The 15,619-nt window shown below is 65.4% G+C and carries 17 protein-coding genes; 15 read left to right on the top strand and 2 right to left on the bottom strand.

Translation table 11 applies throughout. From position 1 onward, the window contains the following. Positions 1 to 20 precede the first annotated feature (20 nt). Positions 21 to 1,064, top strand: coding sequence for a GNAT family N-acetyltransferase (locus E3T51_RS09525; RefSeq protein ID WP_134529641.1), 1,044 nt, complete (start codon positions 21 to 23; stop codon positions 1,062 to 1,064). A gap of 3 nt (positions 1,065 to 1,067) precedes the next feature. Here E3T51_RS09525 and E3T51_RS09520 read toward each other — a convergent pair whose 3' ends face one another. Beyond that, positions 1,068 to 3,023, bottom strand: a complete 1,956-nt coding sequence (locus tag E3T51_RS09520) for an acyltransferase family protein (protein WP_134529640.1) — start codon at positions 3,021 to 3,023, stop codon at positions 1,068 to 1,070. A 92-nt stretch (positions 3,024 to 3,115) separates the two neighbouring features. On the opposite strand from E3T51_RS09520, the gene truA reads away from it, so the two are divergent. From truA to glmM, 4 genes are all read left to right on the top strand, one after another. Next, the gene (truA, locus tag E3T51_RS09515; RefSeq protein ID WP_241989248.1) at positions 3,116 to 4,066 is read left to right on the top strand and encodes a tRNA pseudouridine(38-40) synthase TruA; all 951 of its coding nucleotides are present in this window, start codon (positions 3,116 to 3,118) and stop codon (positions 4,064 to 4,066) included. Positions 4,067 to 4,198: 132 nt separating this feature from the next. Continuing rightward, positions 4,199 to 4,645, top strand: a complete 447-nt coding sequence (gene rplM / locus E3T51_RS09510; protein WP_104083755.1) for a 50S ribosomal protein L13 — start codon at positions 4,199 to 4,201, stop codon at positions 4,643 to 4,645. Between the two features lie 50 nt (positions 4,646 to 4,695). Beyond that, positions 4,696 to 5,181 (top strand): 30S ribosomal protein S9, encoded by a 486-nt coding sequence (gene rpsI / locus E3T51_RS09505; RefSeq protein ID WP_104193372.1) that lies wholly within the window; start codon positions 4,696 to 4,698, stop codon positions 5,179 to 5,181. A gap of 19 nt (positions 5,182 to 5,200) precedes the next feature. Beyond that, positions 5,201 to 6,562, top strand: a complete 1,362-nt coding sequence (gene glmM, locus E3T51_RS09500) for a phosphoglucosamine mutase (protein WP_104193371.1) — start codon at positions 5,201 to 5,203, stop codon at positions 6,560 to 6,562. A 54-nt stretch (positions 6,563 to 6,616) separates the two neighbouring features. On the opposite strand, the gene coaA is transcribed toward glmM, so the two are convergent. Then, entirely contained in the window at positions 6,617 to 7,573 is a 957-nt protein-coding gene (gene coaA, locus E3T51_RS09495) for a type I pantothenate kinase (protein ID WP_104193370.1), read from the bottom strand. Between the two features lie 34 nt (positions 7,574 to 7,607). On the opposite strand from coaA, the gene glmS reads away from it, so the two are divergent. The 10 genes from glmS to E3T51_RS09445 all read left to right on the top strand — a co-directional run bounded on the left by glmS (position 7,608) and on the right by E3T51_RS09445 (position 15,587). Then, entirely contained in the window at positions 7,608 to 9,458 is a 1,851-nt protein-coding gene (gene glmS / locus E3T51_RS09490; RefSeq protein WP_134529638.1) for a glutamine--fructose-6-phosphate transaminase (isomerizing), read from the top strand. Between the two features lie 19 nt (positions 9,459 to 9,477). Then, positions 9,478 to 9,834 carry a holo-ACP synthase gene (locus E3T51_RS09485; protein ID WP_104193368.1) on the top strand — a complete coding sequence of 119 codons (357 nt, stop codon included), beginning with the start codon at positions 9,478 to 9,480 and terminating at the stop codon, positions 9,832 to 9,834. Next, positions 9,831 to 10,952: an alanine racemase gene (gene alr, locus E3T51_RS09480; protein WP_134529637.1), complete on the top strand. Its 1,122-nt coding sequence runs from the start codon at positions 9,831 to 9,833 to the stop codon at positions 10,950 to 10,952. The genes E3T51_RS09485 and alr overlap by 4 nt, the downstream gene beginning before the upstream one ends. Next, positions 10,945 to 11,466 (top strand): tRNA (adenosine(37)-N6)-threonylcarbamoyltransferase complex ATPase subunit type 1 TsaE, encoded by a 522-nt coding sequence (tsaE, locus tag E3T51_RS09475; RefSeq protein WP_134529636.1) that lies wholly within the window; start codon positions 10,945 to 10,947, stop codon positions 11,464 to 11,466. The genes alr and tsaE overlap by 8 nt, the downstream gene beginning before the upstream one ends. Positions 11,467 to 11,534: 68 nt before the next feature. Further along, positions 11,535 to 12,302: a sulfite exporter TauE/SafE family protein gene (locus E3T51_RS09470; RefSeq protein ID WP_134529635.1), complete on the top strand. Its 768-nt coding sequence runs from the start codon at positions 11,535 to 11,537 to the stop codon at positions 12,300 to 12,302. Between the two features lie 54 nt (positions 12,303 to 12,356). Continuing rightward, positions 12,357 to 12,992, top strand: a complete 636-nt coding sequence (gene tsaB / locus E3T51_RS09465; protein WP_104193364.1) for a tRNA (adenosine(37)-N6)-threonylcarbamoyltransferase complex dimerization subunit type 1 TsaB — start codon at positions 12,357 to 12,359, stop codon at positions 12,990 to 12,992. Beyond that, complete coding sequence (rimI, locus tag E3T51_RS09460) at positions 12,989 to 13,495, top strand: ribosomal protein S18-alanine N-acetyltransferase (protein WP_134529634.1); 507 nt, start codon at positions 12,989 to 12,991, stop codon at positions 13,493 to 13,495. The genes tsaB and rimI overlap by 4 nt, the downstream gene beginning before the upstream one ends. After that, entirely contained in the window at positions 13,492 to 14,562 is a 1,071-nt protein-coding gene (gene tsaD / locus E3T51_RS09455) for a tRNA (adenosine(37)-N6)-threonylcarbamoyltransferase complex transferase subunit TsaD (protein WP_134529633.1), read from the top strand. The genes rimI and tsaD overlap by 4 nt, the downstream gene beginning before the upstream one ends. Positions 14,563 to 14,646: 84 nt before the next feature. Beyond that, complete coding sequence (locus E3T51_RS09450; RefSeq protein WP_134529632.1) at positions 14,647 to 15,084, top strand: DUF4190 domain-containing protein; 438 nt, start codon at positions 14,647 to 14,649, stop codon at positions 15,082 to 15,084. 101 nt (positions 15,085 to 15,185) lie between these two features. Further along, positions 15,186 to 15,587 (top strand): hypothetical protein, encoded by a 402-nt coding sequence (locus E3T51_RS09445; protein ID WP_134529631.1) that lies wholly within the window; start codon positions 15,186 to 15,188, stop codon positions 15,585 to 15,587. Positions 15,588 to 15,619 lie beyond the last annotated feature (32 nt).

Here is a 15,619-nt window from a genome sequence, read left to right as displayed (position 1 = left end):
ACGCGTCGGTAGGGTGGAGCATGACCGTTCACCCGACCCCACTCTCTGCGCGTGTGACCGCGCCTGCCCAGTTGCCCTCACCCGTGCACGCTGATGTCGCCGTGTGGCGCCCGGCAACGGCCGCCGATATCGACGCGATCTGGCAGCTCGAAATCGCGATCGGCCGTGCCGACCACCCCAACTACGTTCGTGAGCGCGAAGAAGTGAGCGAGGCGTTCACGTTCTCCTTCGTCGACGTTGACGTCGATACCCTCGTGGGTCTTGACACCGATGGGCGCCTCGTCGCGCACGGCCTCGTGCTGCTCCAACCGGGGCAGGAGACACTGGTGAAATCCAACCTTGGCGGCGGGGTGCTGCCCGAAATGCGCGGCCGCGGCATCGGTCGCGAACTGCTGAACTGGCAGATAGCGCGCGGTAAACAACAACTGGCAACGTCAGACAAGCTGCTGCCCGGCTGGATCTCCACGTTCTCTGACGAGCGTGCCCCGCAGAACGTCAGCCTCTACGAACGATTCGACCTGGTCTGCACCAGATACTTTCTCTCGCTCGACCGCATCCTCGCCAACCCGATTCGCGAGTTCGTGCTGGCCGAGGGTATCCGTTTGGCTGGTTATACGTCGGAGCTGTCCAATGCCGTGCACGCCGCGCGCGACGTGGCATTCATGGACCACTGGTCGAGCCAGCCGATTCCCGACGAAAGTTGGAATACCTACGTGACCGGCCCCTCTTTCGTCGACGAGCTCTCGTTCGTCGCGTTTGGAACGGAACCCGATGGCAGTGAGCACGTCGTCGGCTTCATCATGTCGAGCGTCAACGAACAGGACTGGGCAGCGGCCGGCTACCGCAGTAGCTATATTGGCCTCGTCGGCGTGCTGAGCGGATGGCGCGGACGCCATATAGCGCAGGCCCTGCTAGCGAGACAGTTGGCCGCCAGCCGTGCCGCCGGACACGAGCGCGCGACCCTCGACGTGGACTCGGCCAGCCCGACCGGCGCGCTCGGTTTGTACACGGGCATGGGCTTCTTCCCTACCAACCGGGAGCTCGCTTTCGTGCTCGAGTTCTGATTCTCAGCGGTACGGCGGCGAACGGGGCGCGTCGGGGTCACGCATCAGCCAGCTGTTGTCGGGCAGCGGCGGCACAGCCGCGAGACGCTTGAGCGCGGCATGCACCTCATCGGCGTAGAGCTGGCCGCCGGTCGGCCCGGGGTGTACGTGATCGCCGGCCAGGAGGTCGAGTCGCCCCGCGATCGTGTCGTGCCAGTTCGCGAGCTCGACCCGACGATTGCCCGCAGCGAAATCGGCGAGCGTGGCGTTGACGGCGGCGGTCCAGTCGCGTTCGGCGTAGGCGTTCACGAGCACGAGCTGCCGGTCGGGCCCGAGAATGCGCAGAATCTCGGTGAGTTCATCGGTCTTGATCGGCCCGTTGGTGCCGAGGCCGATAACCACAATCGGCTGTAACTGGCGCGCCGCTTTGAGGGCCACCAATATGTCGTCTGCGGAATACATCCCACGGGAGACCGACGCGTCAACGGTCATACCCGTAAAAGTGGCCTGCAATTCTGGAGCCGAGGCCAGCATGACCGAGTCGCCGATGGCCGTGATCGGGCTCTCGGTCAGGGAGGGGGCCGCTGCAGCCTGGCGGGCCGCCTCGGTGGCCGCAGCCTGCGCGGCGGCCCGCGCCGCAGCATCCATTGCCCGCTGGCCCCGTTCGATGCGCAGCTGCGCCGAGGTCTGCGCCGGCGCGGCGACGACGGCGGCCGTAGTGCCGCCGACCAGCAGCAGTGATAGGGCGACCGTCGCTGCAACCAGGCGGCGGCGGCGGGTGGGCCCGGTCCACAGTGCACCGATTTGACGGATGCTGCCGCGCACGCCGACCCGCCGGATCGGCAATTCCAGCCAGCGATAGGACACGCCGGCCACGACGAGGGTAATGACCGTGGCGAGCAGACCGATCGGCAGGAGACTGCCAGCCGGGGACGATGCCGGCCAGAGCAATTGCACCAGCACGAGCACCGGCCAGTGCCACAGGTAGATGCCATAGGAGCGCTCACCGAGGTAGCGCAGCGGGGCGGCGTCGAGCAGCCGACCGAACCGGCCACCGCGCACTCCCGCCCAGATGACGACGGCCGTGGCCAGGCTCACCGCAACGAGGCCACCCCGATAGGTTGCGGTGCCGTCTTCCGGCAGCCAGAGGGCGAGGGCGATGATCGCCAGAATGGCGCCGCAGCCAAGCCACGGACGCCACCGGGGCAGTTCGTTGCGCTGTCCGCTCGGGCGGCGCAGCAGCAGAGCGAGCGCGGCACCCGCGAACAAGCCGAAACTGTGCGTGTCCGAGCCGTAGTACACCCGGGTAGGGTCGGCGCCGGGCTGATACAGCAGGCCCATCCACAGGGCCGCGGCGACGAACAGTGTGGTGACGATGGCCAGTCGCACGCGAGGGCGGCGAACCAACAAGACGGCGAGCAGAAGCAGCGGCCAGACCAGGTAAAACTGCTCCTCTACGGCAAGCGACCAGAGGTTACGCAGCAGTTCGGGTTCGTTGAGGCTGAAATAGCTTGCGTCGGTTGCGATCGACACCCAGTTGTAGCCGAAAGTGCCGGCCCCGAGCAGTTGGCCGCCGAGACCCACGAGCACGTCGCCGCCAATAATAAAGGCGATCGTGCAGCTGATCAAGACGACCGGAATGAGTGGGGGTACCAGTCGGCGGGCACGCCGTTGCCAGAACCGGTGCAGGGAGATGCGCCCGGTGCGGGTGTGCTCGGAGACGAGCAGGCCGGTGATCAGAAAACCACTGATGACGAAGAAAACGTCGACGCCGATGAAGCCACCCGGCAGTATCGACGGGAAGAAGTGATAGATCGCGACGGCGATGACGGCGAGGGCGCGCAGGCCGTCGAGGCCGGCCAGTCGACCCGGGCGCGGCGCGTTCTTCGGCCCTAGAACGGGTGTGTTCTCGGGACCGATTGCCAGGGTCGTTGACCGAGTCCTCCCGGTGAATGGGAACGAGCGCGGGGAACGAGTCATGGACAATACGGGGTTTCTCTGGCACTCATTATGGGGGTGGGCCAAGGGCCGGTTTCAACGATAACCCGAGCGCGCCGCCTAGGCTTACCCTCGTGAATCTTTTCGTGCCCCGCGCCGCGAACGCAGCGCTCGGCTCCACGCGCATCCGCCTTGACCTCGCCTACGATGGCACCGATTTTACCGGTTGGGCCCGCCAGCCGGGCTTTCGCACCGTTCAGGCCGACATCGAAAATGGGCTCGCCGGCATTCTGCAAAGCTTTCCTCCGCATCCCACCCTCATCGTTGCCGGACGAACGGATGCCGGGGTGCACGCCCGTGGGCAGGTCGCCCATTTCGACCTCACCGCCGAACAGGCCCATTCCCTCGTGCGCATCCAGCGTGGCACCGGAAACCGCCCGCCGGTCGACCTCGGCACCGCCGTGCTGCGTCGCCTTGGTGGCATCCTCGTCACCAAGCCCGACATCGTGCTGCGCCGCGCTACGGTCGTGCCCGGCGGCTTCGACGCCCGGTTCTCGGCCATGTGGCGCCGCTACGAATACCGCATCGCCGACCCCCTGGGCCTGCACGACCCGCAGCAGCGCCTGCGCACGACGTGGCATCCGTTTAAACTGGACCTCGCCGCGATGGATGCCGCAGCGGCGACCCTGGTGGGCCTGCACGACTTTGCCGCCTACTGCAAGCCGCGCCCGGGCGCGACGACCATTCGAACCGTGCAGGACTTTCGCTGGCACCGCGACGACGATGGGCTGATCGTTGCCAGCATCAAAGCGGATGCCTTCTGCCACAGCATGGTGCGCGCCATGGTCGGTGCCTGCGTGGCAGTAGGGGAGGGGCGCCTCGACGGTAAGACCCTCGCCCACCTGCACTTCGACAAACACCGCATCAGCGAGTTCAAGGTGATGCAGGCGCACGGCCTCACCCTCATCGACGTTGGTTACCCCGATGACGCTTCCTTGGCACAGCGTGCCATCGACACGCGCAACCGGCGCTCGCTGCCGACGGCTGCCCAAGTTGCGCCTGCGGTCGGAGCCGACTATCGTTGACCCTTGGTGTCTGTGCGTTGCAGCGCGGCACCCGAACGTGAGCCCTCCATCGACAGTGTTCTCCTCACGAGAACACACCCGGAGCGGGATTCACGAACACCTCCGTTCGAAAAAGAAGAAAGCAGCACAACAGTGACGCGCACTTACACTCCCAAGGCAAGCGAACTCCAGCACGACTGGGTAGTCATCGATGCCACCGATATCGTCCTCGGACGTCTGGCCAGCCACGCGGCAATTCTGCTGCGCGGCAAGCACAAGGCCACCTTCTCCCCGCACATGGATGGTGGCGACTTCGTCATCATCGTCAACGCTGAGAAGGTTGCCCTCACCGGCAAGAAGCTCGACCTGAAGATCGCGTACCGCCACTCGGGTTACCCGGGCGGCCTCACGGCGACCAACTACTCCGAGATGCTCGAGAAGCACCCGACCCGTGCGGTTGAGAAAGCGATTCGCGGCATGCTGCCGAAGAACTCGCTCGGTCGCGCCCAGCTCACCAAGCTGAAGGTTTACGCCGGCCCTGAGCACCCGCACTCCGCTCAGCAGCCCACCCCGTACACCCTCAGCCAGGTCGCGCAGTAGCGCCGGCAACCAGACTTCTCGACTCTTAGATAAAAAGGATTCCCATCATCGTGGCGAAGATCGCAGACCAGATTGACCAGGCTCCGGAGAGCTACTCCACCGAGACTCCGGCCGAAACCGTAACCAAGGTGCCCCGCGCCGTCCTCAACGTTCCCGGCGCAGCCGTAGGTCGTCGCAAGCAGGCTATCGCCCGCGTGCGCATTGTCCCCGGCTCCGGAACGATCGTTGTGAACGGCCGCGAGTTCGCCGACTACTTCCCGAACAAGCTGCACCAGCAGCTCATCAACGACCCGTTCAAGGTGCTTGACCTGCTCGGCTCGTACGATGTCATCGCCCGCATCACCGGCGGTGGCCCGTCCGGCCAGGCCGGCGCGCTTCGCCTCGGCATTGCACGCTCGCTGAACCTGATCGACGAAGAGAACAACCGCGCCATCCTCAAGAAGAACGGCTTCCTGAGCCGCGACGCTCGAGTCAAGGAGCGCAAGAAGGCTGGACTCAAGAAGGCCCGTAAGGCGCCTCAGTTCAGCAAGCGCTAGCCCGAAAGCCGACGACGATATGACTCGTCTGTTCGGCACGGACGGCGTTCGGGGCCTGGCCAACCGTGATCTCACGGCTGGCCTGGCCCTGAGCCTTGCCCAGGCCAGCGCCGCAGTGCTGACCAAGGGTCGTCGTGCCGAGGCACGCCTCGAAGCGGGCCGCCGGCCCGTCGCAGTGGTCGCCCGTGACCCGCGAATTTCCGGTGAATTTCTCAATGCTGCCGTGTCGGCCGGCTTGGCCTCCAGCGGTGTCGACGTTCTCGATGCCGGGGTCATCCCCACGCCCGCCGCAGCGTTTTTGATCAACGACATCGGTGCCGACTTTGGTGTAATGATTTCTGCCTCGCACAACGAGGCGCCCGATAACGGCATCAAAATCTTCGCCTATGGCGGAACCAAACTTCCCGACGACGTCGAGGACCGCATCGAGTCCTACATCGGTCGCGACACGCTGATGCCGATCGCCGGCGACGTTGGACGCATCCGTCGGTTCGCTGACGCCGAAGACCGCTATGTCGTGCACCTGCTCACGACGCTGCCGCACCGCCTCGACGGCATCCACGTCGTGCTCGACTGCGCCCACGGCGCCGCTGCTGGCGTCTCGCCGCAGGTATTCACGGATGCCGGTGCTCGCCTCACCGTGATCGGGGCCGACCCCGACGGTCTCAATATCAACGACGGCGTGGGCTCGACCCATCTCGACAATCTCGCCAAGGCTGTGCTCGAGCACGGTGCCGACATTGGCATCGCCCATGACGGTGACGCCGACCGGTGCCTCGCGGTTGACCGCGACGGCAATATCGTCGACGGCGACCAGATTATGGCGATTCTCGCCGTGTCGATGGCCGAACGCGGAGTGCTGAAAGACCGTACGCTCGTGGCGACCGTCATGAGCAACCTCGGGTTGCGCAAGGCCATGGCGGCCAACGACATCACCGTCGTGCAGACCAAGGTAGGCGACCGGTATGTGCTCGAGGAACTCAATGCCCACGGGTATTCCCTCGGCGGCGAGCAGTCCGGTCACGTCATCATGACCAAGTACGCCACGACGGGCGACGGCATTCTTACCGGGCTTCACCTCGTGGCCGAAATGGCGCGCACCGGTAAGACGCTGGCCGAACTGGCATCCGTTATGACGGTATACCCGCAGATTCTGGTAAACGTGCGTGGTGTCAACCACACGGGTCTCGGCGCCGACGACGTCATCGCGCAAGCCGTGCTCGCTGCTGAAGCCGAACTCGGCGACACCGGTCGTGTGCTGCTGCGCCCGTCCGGTACCGAGCCAATGGTTCGGGTCATGGTGGAAGCGGCAGACCAGCCCACCGCCGATCGCCTGGCGCACTCCCTCGCCGACGTAGTGCGGGAGCGCCTGCCCCTCTAGTGCTACGGGACGGGGCCCAGGCCCCGTCCAGAGACAACAAGTCCGTGCGCGGGGTCAGACCTTGCGCAGCAGCACCTTGGAGACGGCGTGCGTGGGGTCTTTGCGCAGTACCAGGGTCGCGCGCGACCGGGTGGGGCGGATGTTCTGAAGCAGGTTGGGCTGGTTGATGCTGGTCCAGATGCTGCGCGCCTTGCCGCGCGCTTCATCTTCGGTGAGCGTCGCGTAGCGGTGGAAAAACGAGTTGGGGTTGGCAAACGCCCCGCGCTGCAGCTTGAGAAATCGCTCCTCATACCAGCGGGCAATGTCCTGGGTACGAGCATCGACGTAAATGGTGAAGTCAAACAGGTCGCTGACCGAGAGACCGTGCCCGGGGGCGGGAGGCTGCAGCACGTTGAGGCCCTCGACGATAAGAATGTCGGGTTGTCGCACGACGATCTGCGCGTCGGGCACGATGTCGTAGCTCAGGTGCGAGTAAAACGGTGACCGCACTTCCGGGGCGCCGCTCTTGACCGCACTAACGAACCGCAGTAGCGCGCGCCGGTCGTAGGACTCGGGAAATCCCTTGCGTTCCATCAGGCCGCGTCGGTTCAGTTCGGCGTTGGGAAACAGAAAACCGTCGGTCGTGACAAGTTCCACCCGGGGGGTATCGTCCCAACGAGCGAGCATCTCGCGGAGCAGCCGGGCGGTGGTCGACTTGCCGACCGCGACCGAGCCGGCCACGCCGATCACAAACGGAGTCGGGCGAGCGCGTTCGCCGAGAAAACCGCTGGTGGCACGGTGCAGGGTGCGGGCATTCGCGGCGTAGAGGTTGAGCAGGCGACTGAGCGGGAGGTAGACATCCGTCACCTCGTTAATATCGAGCGGCTCACCGATGCCGCGCAATTGCACGATTTCGGTCTCTTTCAGCGGCAGCAGAGTGGTCGGAGCGAGAGCTGCCCAGTCCGCTCGGTCGAGTTCCACGAAAGGGGTACCGTGGCCGTTCATTACAGGGGCCAGCACCGGATCGGACATTCCCCCAAGCTTAGTCCGACTAAAATCGACTTCTATGTGTGGAATCGTAGGTTATGTCGGAAGCAACAAGACCGTTGATGTTCTAATGGGAGGCCTCGGACGGCTCGAATATCGCGGGTACGATTCTGCGGGTATCGCCGTCATCGACGAGTTCGGGGTGCTCAACACCGCCAAGAAGGCTGGCAAACTGTCGGCCCTGGTCGGTGAGCTGAAAGCTCATCCCATCAACGACGGCACGACCGGAATCGGTCACACCCGCTGGGCCACCCACGGCGGCCCCAACGACGAAAACGCGCACCCGCACCTCGGTGACAACAACAAGCTCGCCCTCATTCACAACGGCATCATCGAAAACTTCGCCGAGTTGCGGGGCGAACTGCTCGCCGAAGGCTTCACCTTTCTGAGCGAGACCGACACCGAGGTCGCCGCAGTGTTGCTCGGCCGCGAATACCAGCGCGTCGGCGATCTGGCCGAGGCCTTCCGCACCGTCGTGGCCCGCCTCGACGGAGCGTTCACGCTGCTCGCCGTGCACCAGGACCAGCCCGGCGTCGTCGTCGGCGCTCGCCGCAACTCACCGCTCGTCATCGGTCTCGGTGAGGGCGAGAATTTTCTCGGTTCCGACGTCGCCGCGTTCGTCGAGTACACGCGCCGCGCCGTAGCGATCGGCCAGGATCAGATCGTCACCATCACAGCGGATGCCGTCACCGTCACCGACTTCGACGGTCACCCCGTCGAGACCGAAGAGTTCGACATTGCCTGGGACGCCTCCGCCAGTGAAAAGGGCGGCTGGTCCAGCTTCATGGCGAAGGAAGTCTCCGAGCAGCCTGATGCCGTCGCGAACACCCTGCGCGGGCGCATTGCCGACGGGCAGGTCATCGTTCCCGAACTGACCGAATTTGGCGACGACGTGCTCGCGGGCATCCGTCGTGTCGTGATCATCGCCTGCGGAACCGCAGCCTACGCCGGCCAGACAGCCAAGTACGCCATTGAAAAGTGGGCGCAGGTGCCGGTGGACGTCGAACTGAGCCACGAGTTCCGCTATCGCGACCCGGTCCTCAGTGACGACACCCTGGTGATCTCGATCAGCCAGTCCGGCGAGACCATGGACACGCTCATGGCCGTCAAATATGCCATGTCGCTCGGCGCCAAGGCCATCTCCATCTGCAACACGCAGGGCGCGACCATCCCGCGCGAAAGTGACGCGGTAATCTACACCCACGCGGGGCCCGAGGTCGCCGTGGCGTCAACCAAGGCCTTCGTCGCCCAGATCACCGCCCTCTACCTGTTCGCCCTGCACCTCGCCCGGGTGCGTGGCAGCCTCAGTGCTGCCGAGCAGGCCGCGCAGGTTGCCGAACTCCAGGCCATTCCGGAGAAGATCACGGCCGTTCTTGGAGTAGAAGACGAGGTGCGCCAATTGGCCCGCTGGATGAGCGACACCCGCGCGGTACTGTTCCTCGGCCGCCACGTCGGTTTTCCGATCGCGCTCGAGGGTGCGCTTAAACTCAAGGAGCTCGCCTACATTCACGCCGAAGGCTTTGCCGCCGGTGAACTCAAGCACGGCCCGATCGCCCTGATCGAGCCCGGCCAGCCGGTGTTCGTCGTCGTACCGAGCCCGCGCGGCTCCGCCCACCTGCACCCGAAGGTCGTCTCCAATATTCAGGAGATCCGCGCGCGCGGTGCCCGCATCATCGCCATCGCCGAGGTCGGCGACGCCGCCGTGCTGCCGTTTGCCGACACCGTCATCCACATTCCTTTAGCCGCTCCGCTGTTCGAACCGCTGCTGGCCGTGGTGCCGATGCAGATGTTCGCCATGGAACTCGCCATCGCCAAGGGCCTCGACGTCGACCAGCCGCGCAACCTCGCAAAGTCCGTCACGGTCGAATAGTGCTGGTCGAGACGGCGCGGTGATCAAGGGCATTGGGGTCGACGTGGTCGACCTGGCGCGCTTCGTGCGCCAGGTCGAGCGCACGCCGCGCCTTGTACCGCGGTTGTTCGCGGAAAACGAACGCGGTCTGCCGGCGCACTCCCTCGCAGCACGCTTCGCCGCCAAGGAGGCCCTGATCAAGGCCCTCGGCGACAGCGCTGGGGCCACCTGGCAAGAGATGGAAATCGTGAACGACCCGCACGGTAACCCCGAATTCAAGCTCAGTGGGGCCGCCCTGGCCGCCCTGACCGCTCGCGGGATCAGCCGCGTGCACGTCACTATGACCCACGATGCCGGCGTGGCCTGCGCATTCGTTGTTGCCGAGGGGGAGTCATGACCGGTTTTCGCGAGGCAGTGATCGACCTCGCCGCCATCCGCCACAATGTAGCCCACCTGCGCGCTGTCGCCGGAACCCCGCACGCGATGGCGGTCGTCAAAGCCAACGCGTACGGGCATGGTGCTGTTCCGGTGGCGCGTGCTGCCCTCGCCGGCGGGGCCGACTGGCTCGGCGTCGCCGACATCGACGAAGCCCTGCTCCTGCGTGACGCTGGAATCGATGCACCGATTCTCGCCTGGCTGCACGACCCCGACGCCGATTTCAGCGCCGCGATCGACGACGACGTCACTCTCGGGCTCTCCTCGGTGCGACAGCTGCAACAGGTAGCGGATGCTGCGGCGGAACTCGGCCAGAGCGCATCCGTTCACCTAAAACTCGAAACCGGTCTCAGCCGGAACGGCGTGCACGAAAACGACTGGGCCGAGGTCTTCGCGCTCGCCGCTGCGCTTGAGCGCGTCGGGCTGCTGCGTGTGGACGGTGTCATGAGCCACCTCGCCAACGCGTCGGCGTTCGACGACCAGCAGGCGCTCGAATGCTTCGAACGTGGCGTCGCCGCCGCCCGCGCGGCCGGGCTGAGCCCCACCCTCGTGCACCTCGCATCGTCCGCAGCGGCACTGCGGCTGCCGGCCGCTCGTTTCACCATGGTGCGATTGGGCATCACCATCTACGGGCTGTCACCGTTCGAGGATGCGACGAGTGCCGATCTCGGCTTGATTCCGGCCATGACCCTGCGCGGTCGGGTGGCCCTCGTGCGTCGGGTTAGCGCTGGCGCCGGAGTTTCTTATGACTATCTTTGGCGCGCTCCGCAGGACTCCACGCTCGTGCTCGTGCCTCTCGGCTATGCCGACGGCATCCCAAGGCAGGCCTCGGGTGCTGCGCTCGTGCACATTCACACCGACAATTACCCGCTGGTCGGACGGGTGGCGATGGACCAGTTTGTCGTGAATCTCGGTCCCGAGAACCCGGGTGTGGCCGTGGGCGACGAGGTCATACTGTTTGGCGACCCGGCCACGGGCGCGCCGAGTGCCACTGACTGGGCCGACGCCGCCGGAACGATCAACTACGAGATCGTCACCCGAATCGGACCCAGGGTGACACGGCGGCACATCAATGACTGAGCTGCACCGAACGATTGCCGATGCGGCGGCGATGCACCGGTTCGGGGTGAACCTCGCGGGGATTTTACGGGCCGGTGACCTCATCGTGCTCACCGGACCGCTCGGGGCGGGCAAAACCACTCTGACGCGCGGCCTCGGCGCGGGGTTGCGAGTGCGTGGAGCCGTGACCAGCCCCACCTTTGTGCTCGCTCGCACGCACCCGAGTCTTGTGGGCGGACCGCCGTTCGTGCACGTCGACGCCTACCGCCTCGGCAGCGCCATGGAACTCGACGACCTTGACATCGACTTCGTCCGCTCCATCGTCGTGGTCGAGTGGGGCCGCGGGCTGCTCGACGGCATCACCGAATCCTGGTTGGACATTGAGATTGAGCGGCCGCAAGGCCCGGCGCTGATGATGATGTCAAAAACGGATGCTACGGCCTCCGTTCTCGATCTGGATCACGACCTGGATGAGCCGCGTACCGTGACTCTGGCCGGTCACGGCCCCCGCTGGGCCCATCTGGCGGTGGCCTAGCGTGTGCGTTGGTGCGCGCTGTCGGCGACGTAACCGTTAAACACTCGAACACAGGAAACCCTCACTAAATGACTCTTCTTGAAGGCGCGATTATTCTGGTCGCCGGCATCATCGCCGGCATCATCAACGTAGTAGCCGGCGCGGGGACGCTGATAACTTTTCCTACGCTGCTGGCCCTGGGCGTTCCGCCGATCACCGCGAACGTGTCGAACACCGTTGGTCTGGTTCCCGGGTCGGTCGCGGGTGCTTACGGTTACCGACGGGAACTTAAGTCACAGTGGCGGCCGGTGGCCTGGATGGCCGCGTTCTCCGCTGTCGGTGGGGTGACCGGCGGTTTGCTGCTGCTGCTGCTGCCGGAGGAGGCCTTCTCGGCGGTCGTTCCGTTCCTCTTGCTGGTGGCCGCCGTGCTCTCGGCGGTGCAGCCTCGAGTGGCACGGTACGTTCGGCGCAAAGCGCCCGAAGGCACCACCATCGACACTCGCCCGGTCACGTTCGGTTTGGTACTCGGCATTCTCGGCACGGGTGTGTACGGTGGATACTTCGGGGCTGCCCAGGGCGTCGTGCTCCTGGCCCTGCTGGGAATCCTCTGGTCCACCGACATGCACCGGGCAAACGGAGCCAAGAACGTTTTGGCCGGCATGGCCAACCTTGTGTCGTCCATCATTTTCATCTCGAGCGGAACCGTGGACTGGGTAATCGCTCTGTTGATCGGCGTGGGGTCTGCTTTCGGCGGTTGGATCGGCGCCCGCATCGGTCGGCGCCTCCCTGCCCCGGTGTTGCGCACGATCCTCGTCGTCGTTGCGCTGACGGCCGCCGTCGTGCTCTTTCTAACCTGATCGCTCCGCGCCCGGCGCGCGAAATGCTTGTCCCATCAAAGCTAGGCTGAACGGGTGCTACTTGCCATTGATACCTCTGCTGGCACGAGCGTGGCCGTCGTCGACCTCACCCGTGGTGTGATCGCCGAACGCGGCGAGGCCGATACGATGCGCCACGCCGAAATCGTTGGCCCGTTCATTGTCGAGTGTCTGCGGGAAGCGGATATCGCCCCTGCGGCGCTCTCCGGCGTGGTTGGCGGTATGGGCCCCGGGCCGTTCACCGGCCTGCGCGTCGGCATCGCTTCGGCCCGCGTCTTCGCCCTCGGCGCCGGCAAGCCGCTCGTACCGGTAATCAGCCACGACGCCATCGCCTACGGCCATTACCGCCGTGGACACAGCGGCCCGCTCGTGGTCGTGACCGATGCCCGCCGCCGCGAAATCTACTGGAGCGCCTATTCCCACGCGGATGCCGTGGGTCTGCCCGTGCGTGTGAGCCGGCCCGGTCTGGCCAAGCCGGCCGAGCTCGACGACCCGAACTGGCTGCACGCGGGCTGGGATCGCCTCGACGCTGCCACGGTGTCGGCGGGGGAACTCGGTATGGTCGCCGAGCTAACCCACTCGCACCACCGTTCGTTCGCTCTGAATGAGCCGCTGTACCTGCGGTCACCCGACGTCACGCTCTCCGCCGGCCCCAAGCGGGTCAGTCGATGACCTGGCAGCTGCGCCGAGCGCACGAACCCGATCTGGCCGCCATCATGCACCTCGAGACGACCATTTTTGAGAACGATGCCTGGTCGGCGCCCATGATGGTGCGCGACCTCGGTGACCCGGGCTGCTATTACCTTGTGGCATTTCGGCCCGATGACCCGAGCAACGTTGAAGCGTACGCCGGACTGCTCGCCCCGCAGGGAGCTGCCGAGGGCGACATTCAGACCATCGCCGTCGCCGAGTCGGCGCGCGGAGGTGGGCTCGGCCGGACGCTTATGCAGGCGCTCATCAACGAGGCCCGCAAGCGCGGCTCCCGGCTGATCTTTCTCGAGGTGCGGGCCGACAACCCAGGCGCCCAGCGCCTGTACGAACGCCTCGGTTTCCTTGAGGTCGGGGTGCGACGCGGCTACTACCAACCCGACAACGTCGACGCCATCGTCATGCGCTTGAATATTCCCGAACTGGAATCTATGCTCACCACACCGGCAGCAACCGTGCCCTCATGAATCACTCCGATCCCCTCGTGCTTGGCATCGAGACCTCGTGCGATGAAACCGGCATCGGTATTGTGCGGGGAACCGTTCTACTCTCCAACACCATCGCGAGCTCGATGGACGAGCACGCCCGCTACGGCGGCGTCGTCCCCGAGATCGCGGCCCGTGCGCACCTCGACGAACTTGTGCCGGCCATCAACGCGGCCGTCGCCGAGGCCGGCATCCGTTTGGCCGATCTGGACGCCATCGCCGTCACCTGCGGGCCCGGACTCTCCGGCGCCCTAATGGTCGGCGTCGGCGCCGCGAAGGCGCTCGCCGTAGCGCTCGACAAGCCGATCTACGCGGTCAATCACCTGGTCGGCCACGTCGGGGCCGACCTGCTGGGCAGCGACATCGACGGCAGCGACACCGAACCGCTGGAGTACCCGACGATCGCGCTGCTGGTCTCCGGCGGACATACCTCGCTGCTTCTGGTGCGCGACTTGGTCAGCGACGTCGAGCTGCTCGGCGAGACCATCGATGATGCCGCTGGTGAGGCCTTCGACAAGGTGGCCCGGCTTCTCTCGCTGCCCTACCCCGGCGGCCCACAGATCGACCGGGTCGCCGCTGAAGGTAACCCGAAGGCCATTCGCTTTCCGCGCGGGCTCAGCCAGCCCAAGGACATGGCCGCGCACCGCTACGACTTCTCGTTCTCTGGCCTGAAGACGTCGGTCGCCCGCTTCGTGGAGCAGCGTCAGGATGCCGGCGAACCGGTACCCACGGCCGACGTCGCGGCGAGTTTTCGCGAGGCGGTCGTCGATATTTTGCTCATCAAGGCCCTTGCGGCCTGCGCCGACTACGGCGTGCCGCGGCTGCTGCTCGGCGGCGGTGTGATCGCTAACCAGCGGCTGCGTCAAATAGCCACCGAAAGAACGGATGCCGCGGGCATCGCCCTGCGTATCCCGCCCCTGTCTCTGTGCACCGACAACGGTGCCATGATCGCAGCCTTGGGCGCGCAGCTCATCATGGCCGGGCATGAACCGTCAACGCTGGAATTCGGCGCCGATTCCACCCTGCCGGTCGACCAGGTTCAGGTCTGATCTGCCCCGGAATTTACCGACTTGTAGGCTCACGCGATATTCTGAACTAGCGACCCCGAATTTCTTAGCAAAAAGGAGAAGCAGATGTCTGATCCCACCCAGCCCCCCGTCAATCCGGCGAGCAACGACCCGGCCTACCCGGCCGCGCCGAGCTACCAGGCACCGGTAGGCCCGGAGGCGCCGGAATATGGTCAGGCTCCGGTTTACGGTCAGCCGGCCGCGTACGACCAGCCGCCAGCCTACGGCCAGAATCCGTACGGGCAGCAGAGCCCGCAGGACAAGTACAACGTTCTGTCGATCATCTCGCTTGTCACCTCGATCCTCCTTATCTCGGTCGTCGGTATCATCACCGGCCACATCGCACTGAGCCAGATCAAGAAAACCGGTGAAAAGGGGCGCGGGCTCGCTCTCTGGGGGACCATTCTCGGTTACGTCGGAGTGCTTGTCAGCACCATTTTCGTTATCATCACGATCGCTTTAGTGATCGCCGCGGCCTCCACGGGCGCGGGCTATTACAGATAGCGACGCAGCGTTGGCCCCGTCGGGGCCCCTAGGCCCGTTTCGACCGACTCCGGGCAGATCCCAACGTGCCGTTGCTTGCGGTTCGCGGCCAGAGGACAGCCATGACGACACCCCACCAGCACGATGACACCTCGGCGCAGGTGGGCTACACGCGTGCTCCCGCGCCGCCTGGCAGCCAGCTCGACTGGTCGTCCACGGTTACTGCACCCACCGAGTTCGTGCCATACATCTACACCGCGGCCGAGGTGGAGCGCATCACCGGCCGCCGTCGGCTTTCGATCGCCGCCGTGAGTTGTGGCTTGGCCGGGCTCGGCCTGGGAGTGTTCGGTGTGTTCGGTTTGCCACTCGCACTCATTGCGATCCCCCTCGCACTGATCGCGCGCACCACCGAGAACCGGGCGCGCACCCTCTGGCTTAGCGGTCTCCTGAGCGGTCTATTTGGGGTTCTAATCGCGGCCGGCTGGATCGTCTACATCTGTCAGACCGTGCTGCCCCTGCTCTAGGGTGTGGCCCCGTGTCGGGCTTCGGAGCTTCG

This window comes from Cryobacterium serini (assembly GCF_004404025.1).
Taxonomy (GTDB): Bacteria; Actinomycetota; Actinomycetes; order Actinomycetales; family Microbacteriaceae; genus Cryobacterium; species Cryobacterium serini.
The sequence above is the reverse complement of the archived record's forward strand: the minus strand, read 5'-3'. Positions and strand labels throughout refer to the sequence as shown.